Origin of the sequence: Gordonibacter faecis (genome assembly GCF_030077735.1) — a bacterium.
GTDB classification, from domain to species: domain Bacteria; phylum Actinomycetota; class Coriobacteriia; order Coriobacteriales; family Eggerthellaceae; genus Gordonibacter; species Gordonibacter faecis.
On the sequence record NZ_JASJEU010000020.1, the window covers coordinates 121776 to 141490 of the forward strand.

At 55.6% G+C, this 19715-nt stretch carries 5 protein-coding genes; 1 reads left to right on the forward strand and 4 read right to left on the reverse strand.

The annotated features are described in order from the left end of the window. Positions 1–76 precede the first annotated feature (76 nt). The 4 genes from QNJ86_RS10500 to QNJ86_RS10515 all read right to left on the reverse strand — a co-directional run bounded on the left by QNJ86_RS10500 (position 77) and on the right by QNJ86_RS10515 (position 16347). The gene (locus tag QNJ86_RS10500) at positions 77–13861 is read right to left on the reverse strand and encodes an InlB B-repeat-containing protein (RefSeq protein WP_283832575.1); all 13785 of its coding nucleotides are present in this window, start codon (positions 13859–13861) and stop codon (positions 77–79) included. 25 nt (positions 13862–13886) lie between these two features. Beyond that, on the reverse strand, positions 13887–14783 hold the full coding sequence (locus QNJ86_RS10505) for a hypothetical protein (RefSeq protein ID WP_283832576.1): 897 nt from the start codon (positions 14781–14783) through the stop codon (positions 13887–13889). Positions 14784–14873: 90 nt separating this feature from the next. Next, the gene (locus tag QNJ86_RS10510) at positions 14874–15557 is read right to left on the reverse strand and encodes a hypothetical protein (protein ID WP_283832577.1); all 684 of its coding nucleotides are present in this window, start codon (positions 15555–15557) and stop codon (positions 14874–14876) included. 136 nt (positions 15558–15693) lie between these two features. Then, positions 15694–16347, reverse strand: a complete 654-nt coding sequence (locus QNJ86_RS10515; protein ID WP_283832578.1) for a flagellar protein FliS — start codon at positions 16345–16347, stop codon at positions 15694–15696. Between the two features lie 1811 nt (positions 16348–18158). Between QNJ86_RS10515 and QNJ86_RS10520 the strand changes: the two genes are divergently transcribed. Then, complete coding sequence (locus QNJ86_RS10520; RefSeq protein WP_283832579.1) at positions 18159–19457, forward strand: ATP-binding protein; 1299 nt, start codon at positions 18159–18161, stop codon at positions 19455–19457. Positions 19458–19715 lie beyond the last annotated feature (258 nt).

Here is a 19715-nt window from a genome sequence, read left to right on the forward strand (position 1 = left end):
GCGTTTAACTCACTTGAGCGCCGCGGGGGCCCCGCGAGGTGCGCGGGGCCGAACATCACAGGAGAGGTGGCTTGCTTCACCGGCGATCGCCTCGGGTGCTCCGACGACGCGCCGTCACCGCCAAGCCAGCAGCCAGAACCGCCAAGCCCAGAACCGTGCACGCCAAAGGACCATTCGCATCGCCCGTCTTCAATAGGTTCATACCCTGATCAAGTCCACGGTTGATGCCATCAATCGGGTCGGTAGGTGCCGGCGCCGCAATAGGTGCGAACCTCACTTCAAGGGTATGTCCATTGGACACATCGGCCAGATAGTAGCTCGAACCATTGAACGGCATCCACACGCCATCAATACACAGCGCGGTCACCATGTAACCCTGGTATGGCAGGAAGGAGAACGTCTGCCCCTTGCCATGCTCCACGCGCACCTCGCCCGACGGAGAAACAATACCGCCGTAATTATTCGTCACGCCCGCCTTGATAATGTGGAACGTCGGATCAACGTCTGGCGGCGGCGTAGGCTCAGCACCCTTAGCGCGGAACGCCACGTAAATCTTGTGACCAGCCTTCACATTCTCGAAGGTGTAGCTGGTACCTGGGTTATCCACGCGCTTGCCATCAACCTCGACGTAGTCAATCACATAACCATCGTCTTTAGGCTTGAATACAAACGCAGCATCTTCACCATCAACAACTTCGACGGTACCCGACGGCGAAATACTACCGTTTTCTCCAGCTTTAGCTGTGATGTAGTGCGTATTCACCGAAGGACCAGGCGTCGGCGGGTTCACATTACCCTTGCTCTTAAAGGTGACGTACAAGTAGTAGTTCTTCGACTCTGTTGTCTGAACGGTATAAGACGTACCAGGATTAGGAGCAGTCTTGCCATCAACCGTCACCGATTCCACTTCGTAGCCAGAATTCGGATAGAAGGTGAAGGTGACACTTTCGCCCACGTTGACCGTCTGCGGCGTTGCAGGGGAAATACGACCACCAGGGCCCGCCTGACCAGTAACAATGGCCTTATCAGGCTGAGGCGTCTCAACCTTTTCGAACACGCCTTGTACTGTGTGCGGCCCGCGAATGTCACCGAGCGTATACGAACCAGAAGCCCACAGCGAAGGACTCACCGGCGACCCATCCAACAGTACGTTTGCCAAGCGGTGATCCGCCTTCGGCGTGAACTTAAACGCAAGGGACTGACCTTCCTCAACGGACATGGTGCCACTCGGAGAAACCGAGCCCATCGTCTTGTCGTTAACAGAAGACGTTACGTCGTAGAACTTCGGCGCAGGAGTGGGTTCCTGCGTCTCGCGGAAGGTAACCACAAGGTTGCTCTCCACCTGGACATTCTTTATCTCGTAGGTATAGGAACCGTCAAAGTTAGCGTCCTTTACGCCATTCACCGTTACGGTATCGGGGACGTACTTATCGGATGCAGGCTTAAAAGTAAACGTCTGGTTTCCACCGCGCTCGACCCGTGCCTCCAGAGGCGACACGGTACCACCTGCACCATTCACGGACGCATGAACCACCACGTAATCAACCACTGTTTCCTTATGCTGGAACGAGGCGGACACCACGGTATCGGCAGCCAGGTCAAACGTGTTATCAAGCTTGAACTGGTTGTTCGCAATGCGACCTGTTGCGTCAGTCGACTTACCGTTTTGCAGCACCGTCAGCGACTGCAAAACGTAATCGCTATCAGGCTTCACGGTAAACGTGGTGGACTCCCCGTTCGGCACTTGCAAGTCGGTGGGCATAATGGAACCACCAGCACCGGCGCGAGCCGTAATCTTGTGCGTCTGCACCGGCTCAGGAGTGGCCTCCCCTTCCGCCAGCTTCTTGAAAGCAACATCAATCACGAGGTCTTCCGTCACGTCCGGAACCACGAACCAATAGCCGCCAGCGGCACCAGGTTCATCATGTTCCGCGAACAACGAAGCGCGTGCACCGAACAGCGAGAACGTAGCCGGCTCCGGAGAAGCCTTGCCTATCTCATGGAATTCAATGTGATCACCGTTCGCCGTAATGCTTTCCACACCGTAGCCCGGTTTCGGGTATACGTAGAACGGCTCGCTTGTTCCACCTTTCTCTACGGTAGTGAACGTGGGGGTAACCACACCAGCATCATGAGTATTAACTTGCTGCTGCACCTTCACCTTCACCTGAACATCCACATTCAAGTTGGGATCTTCGGGTTCCGTAGCATCAATGTGCTCGAATACGGCGCGCACTGTTTGGGCAGCGGTCACGTTATCAAGCGTAAACGTACCACCTTCAGGCGTAAATGCTTTCTCTTCCGCGCCCACCAGCATGTGCTTCACTTGGTAGCCCGCGTTCGGCTTCACAAGGAAGCTCACGCTCTGGTTCTCGGCCACCTGCACAGCACCACGCGGCGAGATGGAGCCACCGGTTGTCGCGGAGGCAAACACCTCATACATCGTGGGCAGCTCTTGGTCGGGCTCGCCCAACTCTTGCTCATGGAAGGTGGCGTATATCGTAGTCTCTGCCTTCACATTCGTGAGCGTCAACTGCGACTTATTCAACTTGGACAGAACAGATTCGCCATCAACCGTCACATCGTCCAAGACGTAATCTTGGTTCGGCATGAACGTAAACGTCGTGGCGTTTTCGCCCTTTTTCACGCGTACATCACCGGATGGCGAAACAATGCCGTTGGGGCCGGCGCTTGCATGGATAACCACGTACTCAGGTTCAACCGGCTGGGTAGTCTTCTTCTGGAACTCAGCACGGATGGTGTGGTTGTACACCACGTTGTCAAACGTGTAGAAACCATCAGCAACCGCCTGAGGCACTTCGGCACCGTCCACCAGCACGCGCACCAGTTCGCACTCGGCGTCGGGCGAGAAGGTGAACGTCTGAGACTCGCCGCGATTCAGAACCTTCGTGCCGCTGGGGTCAATGGTGCCGCCCGCAGAAGCCTCGGCCGTAATGGTGAGCACCTGCGACGCCTTGAACGTGGCGTTAATGGTGTGCGGTGCCTGCACGTTCGGGAACGTGTAGGACAAGCCCGGGTTGGATACTCGCTGACCATCAACCGTCAACGTAGCAAGTTCATAGCCCCTCTCGGGCGCTATGGTAAACGTGGCATCCTGACCCAACGTCACCGACACATCACCCGCAGGACTGATGGAGCCGTGCTCGCCAGCACTAGCCGCAATAATTACGCTGCCGGTAGGCTGATCGGGGTCGACATCCGGGTCGGGGTTCGTCCCCTGCTGTGCGAAGTAGGCGTGAATGGTACGGTTACCCTGCACGTTGGAGATGCGATGCGTACCCGCAGCCATTTCGTCTTGTGAGAGCTCATAGGGAGCCTCGGAATCCTTGTCCACCACCACGCGGTACAGTTCATAGCCATCGTACGGTGCGAAACGGAACGAGAGGGCACCGCCATGGACAACGGACTGGTCACCCTCGGGCTCGATGATGCCACCAGCCGAAGCGAAGGACGACACCGTGTGAACCGCAGGAGGCTCCACCGACGAGTCAGCTTCGAACGTAACCCCAATGGTCGTATCAGCTGTCACATCAAATATGGTGTAGCTGTAGCCCGAGAAGTCAAAGGCTTTGCCACCCACGGTAATCTGAGACACCTTGTAGCCTGCATCCGGAATGAACGAGAACGTCTGAGACGAACCGCGCGCCACCGTTACTGCACCAGCAGGCGAAATCTTGCCGCGCCCACCGTTGACCGAGGCCGTGATGACCGGGTCAAGCACCGGCTCAGGGTTGCTCACACGCTGGAACTCAGCATGCAGCTTTGCGGGTGCCACGACCGGAGCAAACGTATAGGAGTTGTTCTGAACAGCAACCTCAGTGCCCCCAACCGTCACCTTAGCCAGTTCCCAACCAGCATCCGGCACGAAGGTAAACGTAGGCGTGGAACCCGCAGCCACCGTTACATCGCCAGACGGCGACACGGAACCACCCTGACCAGCGCTCGCCGAAATGACAAGAGGCTCAGGAGGCGTCGGCTTAGGATCATCAGGCGTGGCCGCGCGGAAGGTGACCTTTACGGGCACGTCGTTGTGCACATCGGTAAGCGTGTAGGTGAAGCCATCGACAACAACAGGCTGACCATCCACTGTTACCTTGTCAATAACGGAATTTTCCGCAGGCGTGAACAGGAAGGTCTGGGTACCACCATCCCTCACGCGAATCTCACCCGCAGGAGAAACGGAACCGCTGCCGCCCTCAACACTGGCCGTTACCGTGTGGTACGTGGGCGCGGGAGGAGTAACCGTTTCCAGAACGAAGGTTGCGTTCAGCTCGTGAGGACCAGAGATGTTGCTCAAAGTGTAGGTGCCATTGGTAACCGTGATCGGGGCATCATCCAGCGTCACAGCCGACAGCTTGTAGCCAGCTTCGGGCACGAATGTGAACGTAACACTCGAGTTATCAGCGGCATCAAAGGTGCCGGACGGAGACACGGTACCACCCTGGTTGGCCGTAGCGGTAATCACATGGCTTACCGGAGGAGTCGGAGGCTCAGGATCAACACTCGCATCTCGCTCCACGAACTCAGCACGCAAGGTGCAGTCATTTGCAACATCGGACAGCGTATACGTGCTATCAGTTTCCGCGTTGAAACCAACAACGGGATTGCCATCCAACGTCAGCGATTCAAGCTTCATGTCCTTGTTCGGCGTGACGATGAACGTTTGCGAGCCACCCTTGACTACACGCACGTCACCCTCTGGAGACAGGGAGCCACCAGCACTTGAAGTAACGTGAATGGTGCGGTACTCAGGAACCTCAGGATTATCCGGCTGAGTGCTCTTGGTTTCAAACGTCGCAGACACCGTAAGAGCAGTTGTTATGTTATTCAAACGCAGCGTACCAGAGGCAGACACCTCTGAGATCTTCTCGTCGTTACCCACCTTGACAGAGGTCAATTCACTGCCGGTGTTGGGCGTAAAGGTGAGCAGCAGCGAGCCATGCTCGGCAACCTTGGTTGTGCCCAAAGGCGAAACAGTACCGTCGCCCGTTGATGACGTGGTCACATCGTACATGGTCGGCTTAACTGGCGGCTTTTCGTCATCCGGAACTTGCTCGAACTCAACCGCAAGAGTCGTGTTTTGAGAAATATTGGCAAGCGTGTAGGACAGGCCAGACCAATTGAACGTTTCGCCATCCAGCGTAATAGACTTCACCCGATACTTGTTGTCATCCGTATCATTCGGCGTGAAATAGAACGTCTGGGTTGCACCAGGGGCCACCTCAAAGGTACCTGCGGGCGAAATCGTGCCCCCCGCGCCAGCCACAGAGGCCTCCACCTGATAGCGCTTCTGGTCATCCGGCGTGGTGGTATCGCGCTCAAAGGTTGCCTGCACCGTGGTGTTCTCGGTTACACCAAGAAGACGATAGGAGTTGTTCTGAACATCGTCGGTCACAGGCGTGCCACCAACCGTCACCGTGGACAGGTGCCAGCCAGCATCGGCCGTGAACGTGTACAGCACGTCTCCGCCGGACACGACACGCGTCACACCAGAGGGCGAAATGGTGCCGCCCGTGGTGGCGCTGGATGTAACCTCATAGGTCACCGGAGCGGGAGGCGGCGTCACACCGCCCTCAGGTTCATCAAAAACCGCATGAACGGAAGCTTCGTCCGTACCTGCTGATAGCGTGTAGGAGTTGTCAACCACTTCAACGGGGCTATCGTTTACCGTGAGACTGCTCAACACCATACCCTCATCGGGAATGAGGTAGAACGTCATCGAGCGATCGGCTGCCACGCGCATTTGACCAGCCGGTGAAATGGTGCCCGGGCCTTCGGAGGTAGCCTTCACCGTACGGTAGGTAGGCTCAACCGGCGTCGAGGCATCAAGCTCGAACGAGACAGTAATAGTGATATCCATACGGATGTTAGACACCGTGAAGCTATTGTTCTTCAGGGTGGCTGTCTTGTTGTTTACCAGGACATTCTTCACATGATAGCCAGCCTCGGGCGTTACCGTGTAGGTAACAGACGATCCCTCAACCGCCTTCGTCACGTCGGCGGGCGAAATGGAGCCGCCCTTTGTGAGAACAGATGCGGTAAGTTCGTATGTCTTGGGCTGCGGTGTTGGCTCGCCCTTGGACTCAACGAAGGAAACATCCACCGTCACGTCAGACTTCATGGCGTCCAGCGTGAGCTTGGTCATTTCAGCCGTGTTCTCCGTGTAGGTGGTCGTACCATCCGCATCGGTTACGGTAACTTCACCAACAACGAAACCCTCCTTGGGATAGAAGAACACCGTCTGGGAAGCGCCTGCCGCTACCTTGGTAGTGCCCTCAGGCGAAACTGAGCCGTTCTCGCCCGCGTTTACCGTGAGGTTGTAGTAGTCGGGCTCCGTCGGATCGACCTGCTTCTGCTTGAAAGTGACAGCAATTGTGTGAGTGCTCGTCACGTTGTCGAAACGATACGCACCGGCAGCTTTAGCATCAGGGTTAGCCGTACCGTCTATCGTTACTTCGTCAATCTCATAGCCAGCTTGCGGGATGAACGTGAAGGGCATGGAGCCACCCTGGGCTACCTGCACCGTGCCGGATGGCGAAATAGAGCCACCAGATCCAGCTGTAGCGGTAATGTCCCACATCGTAGGCACGGGCAGAGGCTCTCCCCCGCTGCTTACTGCGCGGAACGTGCCTTCAACCGTGGTGTTTGCCATCACGGAATCAACCGTGTAGGACAGGCTGGTCGCCTTCACCGGATCGCCACCGTTAACGGAAATCGTATCCAGTGTGTAGTCCTCCTCCGGCACAAACGTGAATGTTTGAGAAGCACCAGCCTTCACGCGCACCGTGCCGGACGGCGAAACAGTGCCGCCCTTGTTGTCCTTGACCGAGCCCTTCACCGTGTAATACACGTCGTCGGGCACCTCAATGCCGGTCGTCTTGAACGTGGCTACGAGTTCGCAGCTTTTGCTGATGTTCTTCAGCACGTACACGCCACCGTTAACGTCCGAAGTGACATCCTGATCATCCAACGTAAGCGTATCAAGCACATAGCCCGTCTCGGGATACAGATGGAACGTCGCCGACTCACCCGGCTTCACCGTCTGCGAAGCGGGCGTGATGGAACCACCCTCGCCAGCCGTAGCGCTCACCGTGAACGTGTCCGGATCAGGAGGCGTAGTGCCCTCTTCTTTGTACGTGACTGTAACCGTCACATTAGACGTGATGTTAGACACCTTCAAAGAGTTGTCTGTCACGGCAACCAGCTCTGCGCCCTGCCCACGGTCAACCGACACGGTGTTGATGATGTAACCGTCTTCCGGAGCAAAGGTAATGGTAGCTTCCCCACCTTCATTCACTTTAGTGGTAGCACTAATGGCAGCAGTACCGCCATTGATAGCAACAGCACCATTGCCGTCTTTGACATGAGCCGTTACATCATATTGCTGAGTGACATCTATTTCCTTGAACGTTGCACTGATGGAGTGATCTTTGGTTACGTTCTTGAACGTGTACTCATCATTCGCAAGCTGATCAAGCGCAGGTTTATTATCTACCGTCACACTTTCAATGGTATAGCCTTCATTGGGTTCAATGCTGAAGGTGATGTCAGCACCATCTTCAACTTTAACCGCACCATCCGTGCCACTGGGCATGATGGAGCCGCCTTCACCCGCTGAAACCATAATGGTATGCGGCTCGACAGGCGTGGTCTTCTCTTGGAACGTTACATGAATAGAGCTGTCAGCTTCTACGTTAGTGAACGTGTAGTACTTATCGTCTGCTAGTTCACCCTTTTTGTTCGTGCTATCCCCGCCGATAAACACACCAGCGATCTCGTGAGTGCTATCAGGCTCGATAGTAAACACCGCATCCTCGCCGTGGACAACTTCAACTTTGCCGCTTGGAGTGATGGTGCCACCTTCATCGGCAGAAGCATCAATGTAGTGTTTCACTATCGGCTGGTCAGCCGGCGCAAACGTAGCATAAATGGAGCCACCTGTAGTGACGTTTTCGAAGTCATAGACGTACTCCGAGCGGGGAGAATCCGGAACCTCAATGTCCTTGCCGTTCACGGTGACTTTCTCGATGACGTAATCAGTGCTTGCTGCAATCTTGAAACCTTGGTTGGTGCCCAGGGGCACTTCAACTTTGCCGTCAGTAATAGTGTTATCAGGATTGACGGCCGTTATAGTGCCATTCTCACCATGCGACACCGTGATGATCGCCGTGCCGGTGGGCTTGTCGGGGTCTTCTGGGTCGGGAGTGGTGCCTTGTTTTGCGAAATAAGCTTTGATGGCGTGATGGGCCTGGACATTGGTCAGGCGATAGCCATTAACGGGCAACTTTTCGTTTTCAAGCGTTTCCGCATCAGCTGTACCTTCGTCAATTACTACCTTATAAAGTTCGTAGCCGTCGATGGCGGCAAAGGTGAAGTTCATGGCTTCGCCCTCAGCTACCGGCACGATACCTTCGGGTGTGATAGTACCACCCGCGGTTGCTTCGGCGGTAATGTTGTAGAACTTTGGATCAGGCGTAACGTCGCCTTCCTGCTTCTTCCCGAACGCAACCTCGATGGTGGTGTCGTTTGTCACATTGAAAAGAGTGAAGCTAGTGCCACTGAAAGCGCTTGAACGGCCATCAATAGCAATAGAGGTAACTTTATAGCCCTCGTCAGGGACGATGGAGTAAACGGGCGACGAGCCGCGCGGTACGGTATGAACACCGGAGGGCGTGATGGTGCCACCAACGCCGTCTTTCACGGTGGCGGTAACAATGGGGTCAGCCGGAGGCTCAGGGGCGCTGACACGCTCAAACTCGGCGTGCAACTTGGCATCTCCCGTCACCGGAGCGAAGGTATAGATATTGTCCTGAACAGCAACTGGCTGATTATCTACCGTGACCTCGGACAGCTGCCAACCAGATTCAGGGATGAAGGTAAATGAGGGAGTTGAGCCCTTCGCCACCGCCACATCACCGGACGGCGACACAGAGCCACCTTGACCAGCATCAGCCGTAATCTTAAAAGTATCAGGAGGTGTCGGATTGGGCTCGTTATCCTCAAGTGCGCGGAATGAAGCGACCACGGTCGTGTCTTTATGTACGTCAGTCAAAGTGTAAGTGAAACCGTCAACAGCAACTGGTACATTATTAACCTTGACCTCATTGAGCGTGTACTGACTTGCATCGTCAGGCGTGAACAGGAAGGTCTGCGTGCCGCCGTCTTTCACGCGAGTTGCACCCGCAGGAGAAACGGAGCCATTGCCACCTTCAACGCTGGCCGTCACCGTATGATAGGAGGGCTGCGGGTCAACAATCGACTTCGGGGCGAACGTCGCCGTCACAGTGTGATCAGACGTACCCATATCAAGCGTGCATGCGCCATCTGTAACGGCTAGTACGGTACTCCCATCCTTCACTTCTTTTAGTTCGTAGCCAGCATCGGGCGTAAGTACGAATGTTACCGTGCTGTTATCAGCGGCTTCGAACGTACCGCTAGGAGATATCGTGCCGCCCGGACCAGCCGTAGCAGTTACTTTGTGAGTATCGGGAACTGAGGGCTTCGAGTCGCCCTCTTCAAGCGCCGTGAACTCAGCATAAAGCGTGTAATCTTCCTGAACGGTTAGCGTATAAACACCATTTGTAACTTCGTCAGTAACAACCTGGGAATTGGTGCCGTTCGTTAGCGTGAGCGATTTCAGCTTTTTACCATCATTAGGTCTCACAACGAATGACTGCTCGCCGCCCATAGGCACGCGGACGTCGCCCTCGGGCGAGAGAGAGCCACCGTCGCCAGAAGAGGCGCTAATGGTGCGGTACTCGGGAGCATCAGGGTTGGTGGGCTGCTCGCTTGCAGGAACAAATTCCACCGTGAGTTCATGTCCAGTGGTTACATTCGTCAGGCGAAGGGTGCCAGAGGCTGTCACCTGTGAAGTATAATCTGTCTCGCCTTCCTTAACCGACTTAAGCACATAGCCTTCGCTCGGCGTAAAGGTAAGCAGGAGTGAACCCTTGTCGGCAACTTGCGCTGTAGCAGGTGAAACAGAACCGTTTCCGTTCGGAACTGTCGCACTTACTGTATGCATGTCCGGCACAACCGGAGGTACTTCGCCGCCCTCGGTATCGACCGCCGCAAATGTCACTTCAAGCGTCGTATTTGCGGTGATGTTGGCCAGCGTGTAAGACAAACCGGACCACGGAATCACAGTATCATTCACTATAACTTGTGTAACTTTGTAACCCGTCTCAGGAGTGAAATAGAACGTCTGGGTGCTGCCAGGGGCTACTTTGCTCTCGCCCGCAGGAGACACCGAACCCATGGTTTCATCGTTGACGGAAGTCGTAACCGTAACAGGGGTGGGAACGTCGGGGGCAGCATCACGCTCGAAGGTTGCGCGGACGGTGGTGTCTTCGGTGATGCCGAGGACACGGTAGGAGCCACCTTGAGCTTGTGAGGTTACATCAGTCTTATCCACCATTACTTGGGACAGATGCCAACCAGCATCGGGGGTGAACGTGAAGAGCATCTCTCCACCCGACACAACACGGGTCACGCCGGAGGGTGAAATGGTACCACCCGTTGACGCACTGGAAGTCACGTTGTATGTGGTTGGTACAGGAGGTACCTCCTGACCAGACTCAGGCTCGCCAAACTCAGCGGCAACAGTGACATTCTCCTTGCCCGCCGGAAGCGTGTAGGAGTTGCCAATCACCTCAACAGGTTCGCCACCCACCTTGAGACTCTTTAGCACTTTGCCAGAATCGGGAATAAGGTAGAACGTCACAGAGCGGTCGGTTGCTACGCGCACTTGGCCAGACGGCGAGATGGTGCCGAACTCATTGGATGTAGCAGTGACCGTACGATAGGTAGGCTCAACCGGCGTCGTGGCCTCAGCCTTAAAGGTAGCCTTGATAGTGGCAGCGCCCTTTACCTCAGACACCGTAACCTTGTTGTCTTTGGTCTCAATCTTTACGTTGCCGCTACCCTCGCTTGCCGTGACAGTGTTAAGCGTGTAGCCAGCTTCGGGGGTCACCGTATACGTGACGGACTCGCCGTCAATCACCTCAATATCACCAGCAGGTGAAATAGTGCCGCCTGTCTCTGCAACAGAAGTCAACTTGTGCTTCGTGATTGTAGGCGTCTGCTCACCAGCATCCGTGTTCGCCGTGCGGAATGTTACATCCACCGACACGTCGGACTTCATGGCATCCAACGTCAGCTTGGTCATTTCAGCCGTGTTTTCCGTGTAGGTGGTCGTGCCATCACCATCAGTTACGGTTACTCCGCCAACAACAAAACCTGTATTGGGATAGAAGAATACCGTCTGGGTAGCTCCGGCTGCTACGCGGGTAGTACCCAACGGAGATGCCGAACCATCAGAGCCAGCGGTCACCGTCAGGTTGTAGTAGTCGGGCTCAACAGGAGCGGCCTTCTTTTTGAACAGGGCCTGGATGGAGTGAGGCTCTTGCACGTTGTCGAAGCGGTACGATCCTGCTTTCACAGCATCGGCATTGTTCACGTCATCTATCAGCACCTGATCCAACTCATAGCCCGAGTTGGGGATGAAAGTGAAGGGCATGGAGCCGCCCTTGGCTGCCTTTATTGTGCCCGACGGCGAGATAGTACCACCGGAACCAGCCGTGGCTGTAATATCAAAGGTGTCGACAGGAGGCTGCGTCTCGCCAGAGTTCAACGAACGATACGTAACCTCAATGGTGGTGTTTTTCGTCACGGGGCCTACCGTGTAGGAGGAACCCTGCGGCGCAAATGCCGCACCGTCATCCACCTTTACCGTATTTACCACATAGCCCTCTTCGGGCAAGAACGTGAACGTCTGCGAGCTGCCAGCCTTCACGCGCGTCACGCCAGACGGCGAAATGCTGCCGCCCTTACCGCCGTCTTGAAGATCCGCCACAAAAGCGGTCACCGCGTAGTAAGTGTCTTCAGGCACCACAACACCACTGGCCTCAAACTCGGCAGTCAGGGTGTAATCGCTTTGTACGTTATCAAGAACGTACACGCCGCCAACAACCTTGCTAGCCACGTCAGACGCCGTGCCATCCTTGGGCGTCAGCGTTAGCGACTTAAGACGCATATCCTTGTCGGGGTAAATATAATAGGTCGCAGAAGAACCCTGCGTTACTGTCGTTTCAGCAGGCGAAATAGTGCCGCCCTCGCCCGCAGTCGCCGTACCGGTAAACGTCTGCTTATCAAGCTTGAACGTGACAACTACGTTGATGTTTTTGTCGACGTGTTGGAGTGTGATGGTGTTGTCATCCAGCTTGTTCTTGGCATCTGCGCCGTTCGCAGTAACGGTATCTACGACGTAGCCCTGATCAGGCGCTACCGTTATAGTCGCAGTGGCATCTTGCTTTACTGACTGAGTGTCGGGTTGTACCGTGCCGCCCCCGCCCGTTACTGATGCGTTAACGGTATAGGTGGGCACCGGAACTGGCGTGCCTTCCTTGTACTTTACGATTACTGTGGTATCAGCGGTTACCGCAGAAATTTTGTAGGAGTTGCCAATAACCTGAACCTTTTGAGCACCTTTGCCGTCGCCCAGATCAACCTTCACCTCATCGATGACATAACCATCATTAGGTGTGAAATAGATAATGGCAGGTTTGCCTTTTTCAATCTCAGTACTAACTGTATCGCCAGGTGTACCATTATCAATAGCCACCTTGCCGTTGCCAAGAAGACCACCATCAACGCTTGCACTCACCGAGAACTTGGTTTCAGGCTCAACCGGCACGGCTTCGAAGGTTGCGGAAATGGTGTGGTCAGCCTTTACCTCAGTAAACGTGTAAGTATTGCCTACAATCTGACCGGTGACATCATCAGAGTCAACCGTGAGCGACTTGAGGACGTAGCCCTCGTCAGCCCTAATCGTGAATGTAATAGAGCCGCCATCGGCTACCTTAATCTGACCATTATCATCACCACTGGGAGAAATAGAGCCATGTTCAGGCGTTTCCACCGTGATGGTGTGTTCATTTTGACTGGTGCCTTGCCATGCAATTGCAAACATACCAAGGCTCGTCGTATCGAACACAGCCTTTCCGTTTTCTACCTTAGGTGTGTACTTAGTTATTTTACCCTCACTGTCCATGCCAAAAATGACAGGATCAGTACCTTCGGGGATACCTACGGGAACCGGAATTGAGACAGCCACCTTACCCATAAACGGTGCCTGACCAGAAGTACCCGTCAAGTCGATTTGCCAAGCGTTGCCCACGATAAGACCAGCAGCCGCCTGTTGTAGAGCAGAGTATGCCGGGGATTCCGAAGCAAGCGTAGCAACGTTCAGCACAGCAAGATAATGCAAAGAACCTTTAACGGACACGTTGTCTTTGGTTCTTTCACCATCCGTGTAGTTGCTCGACACTGTCACCGTGATAGTGGTTTCAACGGATTTCTCCGTCTCGTCGGTCACTTTTATTTTGTAGACGTAAGCGTACCCATCCTTGAGCGTATCAACGTGATTCCATAAATCATATGTTGCATATGATTTATCTTTGGTGTCAGTACCCCCGTAAGTAAAGGAAATATCGTCGGTCACAGGAGCATTCAAGTCATCGGCTTTGTAAACCGTACGCGTCCAGTCATAGGTCAATGCGCCTTGACCTTTTGCCACAACCTCAAGATTGTACTTTTCGCTACTTATTTTCCCAAGCGGAGCGGCAAAATCTTCGGTCTTGGAAACCACCTCCAAGGTTTGCAGCGTTAGCACGTTAACCGTGCTGGTTGCCTGGAAGCCGTTACCGTTATCTTCAAAGCCGCCACTTCCCGATACCGATGGTTCCGGCGCTCCGGCTGCGGAAGCGGGGAGCGGCGTGTATGATATGAGCAGGCACATGCACAGCAGTGCCGCCAAAATCTTGTGAGCATACCTTCTCATAGCCTGCATCTCTACTTCCCTCTTCCTAGTTCAGTACCGAGACGGTGAGCTTGGCGGCCGCTTGGCCTACCAGCTGCTCGTCTTCTTTGTCGTGGGCGTAGAACACCGCCGTGCACGGATAGTCGCCCGCATCCAAATCGACATCGAGTTTCGCCTTTTGGATGTGGTGGTTCGGTTCAATAAGCCCCGACGTGTAAATGGTGTCGCCCGTGTCGTCGCGCGTGATTTCCACCTTCATGAGGTAGGGGTTGTTCGGCACGTTTTCTATGCGCAACTCGGCCTCGGAGGTGCCGTCCTCCAGCTGCACGGTGGAGGCAATGGAAATGTTGAACATGCCCTCCTCCACAATGCGGTCGAGCTCCGCTTGAATCTCTTCCTGCGTTTTACCTTCCAGCTGGCCTACTGCGGCGTTCGGGTCGCGGCCGGCGCCGGTTTGGGCGAACAGTGCGAATGCAAGCACCGCCGCCACAATAAGCGCCAGCACGGCCACCGCAATGGCAATGTAGAAGCTGGCTGGTTTGCGGGAAAGCGCCGCGGGCACTCCACCCGCGCCCGAGGTGGCGGCATTGCCCTTGGACGCGTTGCCTTCTGCCACCTGCGCACTTGACGTATTGTGCGAACGCACGCCGCTCGCTTTGTCTCCCGTGAGGGAATTAACAAGACCATCGGAAGATGCTCTGCGACGTGTGACAATGGATGGAGTGTCCGCGGCGCGCTGGGCGCCCGCGGAGGAACGCGACGCAGACGCCCGGCCACCACCGGGCGCACCGGCGGCAGGTGTGCGCTGGCCCTGAGGGGCGTGCGCGGAGGGCTGAGTGGCCCCCGCCTGCCGCGGCGCGTCCGTCCGCTCGCGCGGCGGCGTTGATCCGGCGCGCTCGCGCTGCGGAGTGGTACGTTCGGTGTGGCGGTCGGGTGTCTGCATGGTTGATCGTGTTCCTTCTTTAGGTAGGTCTGGTAGACGCGCCCAGCGCGCCTACCAGGTGGTTATTGCGGGTTGTACTGGGTGGGGAAACTAGGCGCCGGCTCCGCCACCACCAGCTTCATCGCCACCGGAGGCGGAGGTGTCAGCGGGAGCAGCGTCGATTGTGTAAGTAATAGTGACCGCTTCAACAGCATTCTTATCGTATGCTTGCCTTAACTTTGAGGTTTTACCTTCGAGTTTAAGAGTCAAAACACCAGGCGCAGAGGCAGATGATGCAGCGCCGATCTCCCAGTCTTTAGAAGTTGCAAAAGCTGATCCCATATCCCAAGCAGTACTTGACGCCCCAGGAGTAAGTTTCAGGCTGATATCACCAATCTTAGTTGTAGTGTCAGTGGGGTCTGCTGTACCTGAAACATTAGCATCAGTTTTTAAAACCCATCCCTCCCCCTGCTTAGCTTCCGCCTTCGTCACCTTAATCGGGAATATCGAATTGTTCTTGATGCAATAGCCATCGTCCGCTGGTTTTGGTGCTGTAATCGACCCGCCGCCCATCTTTGCAATAATGGTCGCATTTAGGGGAATAGCTGCGCTAATCTGTCCGACAATCGTCTTCACAGATACGGTAGTGCTTTGCGAGTTAACCCCAGTTGTCGAGTTGTAATCAAAATCCTCCGGGGCGGTAACAGTGCCCTCCGGATCCGCAGCGAACGCTGGCACGGTTCCCATGGCCAGCACAGCCGACAGAGCCAATGCCGCTACTGTCTTTTTCTTCATGGCTTTTCCTCCTTTTGGTTGTAGCCATTTCCTTACATTTCTTCCCTCGCGCCACCCGTGAGCGAGGGCTTGTTCGAGTCGAGGTCATTGCGTCATCAACCACCTCGATCCCGTACTTCCAGCGCTAGCATGCGCATCACCCCATCACGTTCAGGGTCACCTTCGCCGCGGCCTTGCCGGCTTCTTCATGAGATTCCGCATCGAGCGCCGTGAACGTGGCCGTGGCGGGGTACGTGCCCTGGTCGAGGTCCTTCGTCAGCGTGATGTCCTCAATGTACTGGCCCGGCTTGATGGCCTTGGTCTCGTACACCACGTCGCCCGCTTGGGCCGGGTCGTCGGTGTCGAGCGTGATGGTGACCTGCATGAGGTAGCGGTTGCCCGGCACGTTTTCGATGTAGGCTTTGCCGGGGGCCGTGCCGTTGTCGAACTGGATGACACTGGCGATGGAGATGTTGAACATGCCCTCTTCAACGATGCGGTCGAGCTCGGCCTGCATTTCCTCCGGCGTCTTGTAGGGCGCCTGGCCCTCCAGGGCGTTGGAGTCGAAGAAGCTGTCCATACCGCCGCTTGCCAACTGCCAAATGCCGAAGGCGGCCGCCACAACCACCAACACCGCCACCACGGCGATGACGATGCGCGTGGTGCGCTTCTTTTTGGCGGCTGCGGGCGCGGGGGCTTCGGCGCCGGACTCGGGGGCGGGGGCGGCGCTGGGGTCGCTGGCCTGGGCGGCCTGCGCGGCCTGGGCCTCGTCGGCGGGTTCTGCCTGAGTTTGTTGTTTCTCTTCAGTCATGCGTTGGAACATCCTCCTCTATCGGGTTCGACCTTGGGGGGTCGCTTTTCCGTGTGGTGTGGTGCGGTGGTGCGGGCTTAGCAGGTGCTGCGCGTAATGCGGGAGCGCGGGCGCGCGAGTGAGCGCGGGCGCTGGTTGCGAGCGCGGCCGGCGCCGGGAACGGCAACGGGGCTGCGGCGTAGGGCCTCTACCCAGGTTGTCCGTAGGGCAAGGGCTCTGCCCTTGCCGGCAGCTACGTTTGACCTGCCTGTTCACCAATGCCAAGCGGCAAGGGTAGAACCCTTGCCCTACGGAATACTGGCAAAGGGAGCCCTTGTTGTGGCCCCCCTCCGTTTTAGGTATGCGAACAGACCGCGGCGTTACCTTCCTGCCGCGGCGTGCCACCACCGGTTGCTCCGCGTTGGAGCGTTCCGGGTGGAGCCGATATGTCATCCCCTCACTCATAAGGTATGCCTACTGTTGCCACCGCACTCTCTTCAGCTGGAAGGAGTCCCCTCCTTTTCCCGCCTGCTTACCGTTACATGAACAGGCCGTGCGCGGGCGCGCATGTCCTGCTCTGTTCCTTTGCGAGAGACCTCGCATGGAGCCGCCGTCCGAGGCCCGAAGGCGCGAACGTTTCCAACGCCGAGGCCGCGCCCGACAGCTATTCCGTCGGGCGACAAGCCTGCGTCGTCGGATGCGACCTGATCCGACCCATTGCCACTTTCCTCGCCTCACCCGTGGAGGCGCCGCCATTTTGCTGAACGGAGGTCTGCGTTCCCGTCGCAGGGGTGCTCCGTCGCTCAGGCGCTACTCTCGGCAACCGCGCCGTCCGTGGGGGCCGGCGCACGAGCTGGGCGGGATGGCGCACGCGCGCTACCCTGCCGAACCCGGTTCGGTTTTCAAGTCGCATTCCCTGTCCCTTTTCTCCAGATGAAACGCCCTATTGGTAGCGTTGCACCCCACGAGGTATGTGCCATGAATGCGGCATATAATCGACATCTTAGCACGTCAAGCAGTTTTGTGAAGGCCAGGTGGAGGGCTGCACGGGGCCACTGAGAGGCCGTGATGTTCGGGAGATTCAACTAAAATCGCAGGTGGATTATATTCACCACTTGTGCGGTAGATATTCCACACGACCAGCCACCTTCACAGTTTCTCCATATTTTGAGCGTGGGGCGCTGGGATGTGGCAGGAGCTGAGAATGCGGGTGCATTGCCGCAGGTTGAAGGGGTATTGAGAGGGCTGGAAGTGACGCACTTGACACTGGCTCGTACGTCACGAGATCATTTCTCCCCCGCTTACCAACGCGGGCTTTTTCTTCCCAGGGGGCAGATTTTAATCTTGGTGGCGCTTAGTCCACCTATGCTACCGTTCGAAGCGATCTTGTCCGTTTTCTCGTTCGGCGCACTTAGCTCGGGCAATTGCCGCTTGATGCTTAATTTCTTGGCGAAGAGTTGATTCGACTTTGCCTATCTCGTCGTTTGAGAGCGTCTTGAAAAGAGATTCGACATGATCTGCGATGGCTTTAATCTGCTGTATGTCGCTGTCTCTTAGCATTTGTCTTCACTTATACCACTTTTTGCATTTGAACAAAATACTATCTTTGGTTTACTTTAGCATGCACGATATAATTAGATGAATTTTTCAATTCCAAAATCGTTTACATTGCTCGCACGATATCAACTGTTTTGGGCTTTGGAAATCTTTCCCGTTCTGGTGCTACCCTTCTCATCAATACTGCTGCGGCGTAAAATGTCAGTTGAGATTGGCGTAAAATGTCAGTTGGAATGGGCGTAAAATGTCAGTTGGCGGTGTTGAAAGGTTGCTTTATGGAAAGCGCGGAAACTGAAAAGCTTACCCCAGCAGGGTATTTGCCTCGCGTCATCGACGGACGATTAGAAAAGATGCTTAAATCATTCGGAGGCGTCGAGATAACCGGTGCGAAGTGGTGTGGCAAAACATGGACGGCTTTGGCACACGCAGCGAGCTTTGACACGTTGGTGTCTGAACCTACGCGGCTTGCAGCACTGACCGATCCAATGCTTGTCCTCGAAGGAGCCGAGCCGCACTTGGTTGATGAGTGGCAGGAGGTTCCTTCCATCTGGGATGCTGCGCGCAACCGTATTGACACCAACGCGAACAGGAAAGGTCAGATCATCCTCACCGGCTCATGCCAGCCCAAAGATGAAAGAATCCATCACAGTGGAACCGGCCGGATTGCGAGGCTGCGCATGCGGCCTATGTCTCTTTACGAAACTGGAGATTCTAACGGCACGGTAAGCTTAAAGGGCTTGTTTGATGGCGTATTCAATCCGACGCGCAACAAGACCGAAGTTGCCGACATAGCGAGATGGTGCTGTAGAGGAGGATGGCCATCAGTCCTGGGCATGGATGACGAATTCGCACTAGAAACACCTGTTGAATACATCAACAGCGTGCTGGAGGTGAGTATTCCGAAGCTGGAAAAAACTCCCGAAACAGCGCGACGTCTCATGAAGGCCCTCGCTATGAACGTCTCGCAGGCGGTTACCTACGAGACCCTAGCAAAAGATATGGGCTATGGAGAAGAAGAGACACCCCATCGCGTCACCGTGGAGTCGTACCTTGAGGCCTTGGAGCGCCTTTTTATTATTGAGGATCTGAAAGGGTGGGAACCGCCGCTTCGTGCAAAGACCCGTGTTCGCACGAAGCCAAAACGCTATTTCGTCGACCCCTCCCTCGCTGCGGCTTTGATCGGGGCAACACCGAGCAACCTGTTGAGAGATACGCAAACCCTTGGCTGTTTGTTTGAGCAGCTTTGCGTTCGCGATTTGCGCGTATATCTTTCATCGCTCGGTGGTGTTGGCAACCGAATGGGATACTATCGCGATGAGAAGGGGCTTGAAGCCGATGTAGTCATTGAGCTGGGCGATGGCCGCTGGGGAGCCATCGAGATTAAGCTGAGCGAGGATGCCCTTTCCGATGAGGTTTCAGCGAAGCTGCTGAGACTGAAAGAGAAGATTTCGGGGAATGCTGCGGCGCGCAATCGCCCTCCAGAGTTTTTGGCAATCGTCGTGGGAAAAGGCGATCTTGCGTATCGTCGCAAGGACGGAGTGCTGGTTGTACCGATTACAACTTTGGCACCGTAAGGTGATTGAGCGCGGAAAGCGCGGCGCGGGTGTTTGGGAGGGCTTCTACGGAGACTTCCCACTTATATATAGGTAGCGCATACTTTATAAAGTGTGACGCATTACGCGCTGGCTATTACGCCACGAGGTATTTCGCCTCCCCTGCTTTATGACGAGGGCTGACTGACTTGAAAGCATTGACTTGCAAGTGACACAACCTTCGTAGCGGAGTTAGCAGCGACGGCGCGAATCGCCTAGTCCCTTTACGGAAGCGCCGTT

What these genes read in the sequence shown, in the direction of transcription:
- QNJ86_RS10500 (WP_283832575.1), bottom strand. Translation starts at nt 13,861, where the DNA reads ATGAGAAGGTATGCTCACAAGATTTTGGCGGCACTGCTGTGCATGTGC.
- QNJ86_RS10505 (WP_283832576.1), bottom strand. Translation starts at nt 14,783, where the DNA reads ATGCAGACACCCGACCGCCACACCGAACGTACCACTCCGCAGCGCGAG.
- QNJ86_RS10510 (WP_283832577.1), bottom strand. Translation starts at nt 15,557, where the DNA reads ATGAAGAAAAAGACAGTAGCGGCATTGGCTCTGTCGGCTGTGCTGGCC.
- QNJ86_RS10515 (WP_283832578.1), bottom strand. Translation starts at nt 16,347, where the DNA reads ATGACTGAAGAGAAACAACAAACTCAGGCAGAACCCGCCGACGAGGCC.
- QNJ86_RS10520 (WP_283832579.1), top strand. Translation starts at nt 18,159, where the DNA reads ATGGAAAGCGCGGAAACTGAAAAGCTTACCCCAGCAGGGTATTTGCCT.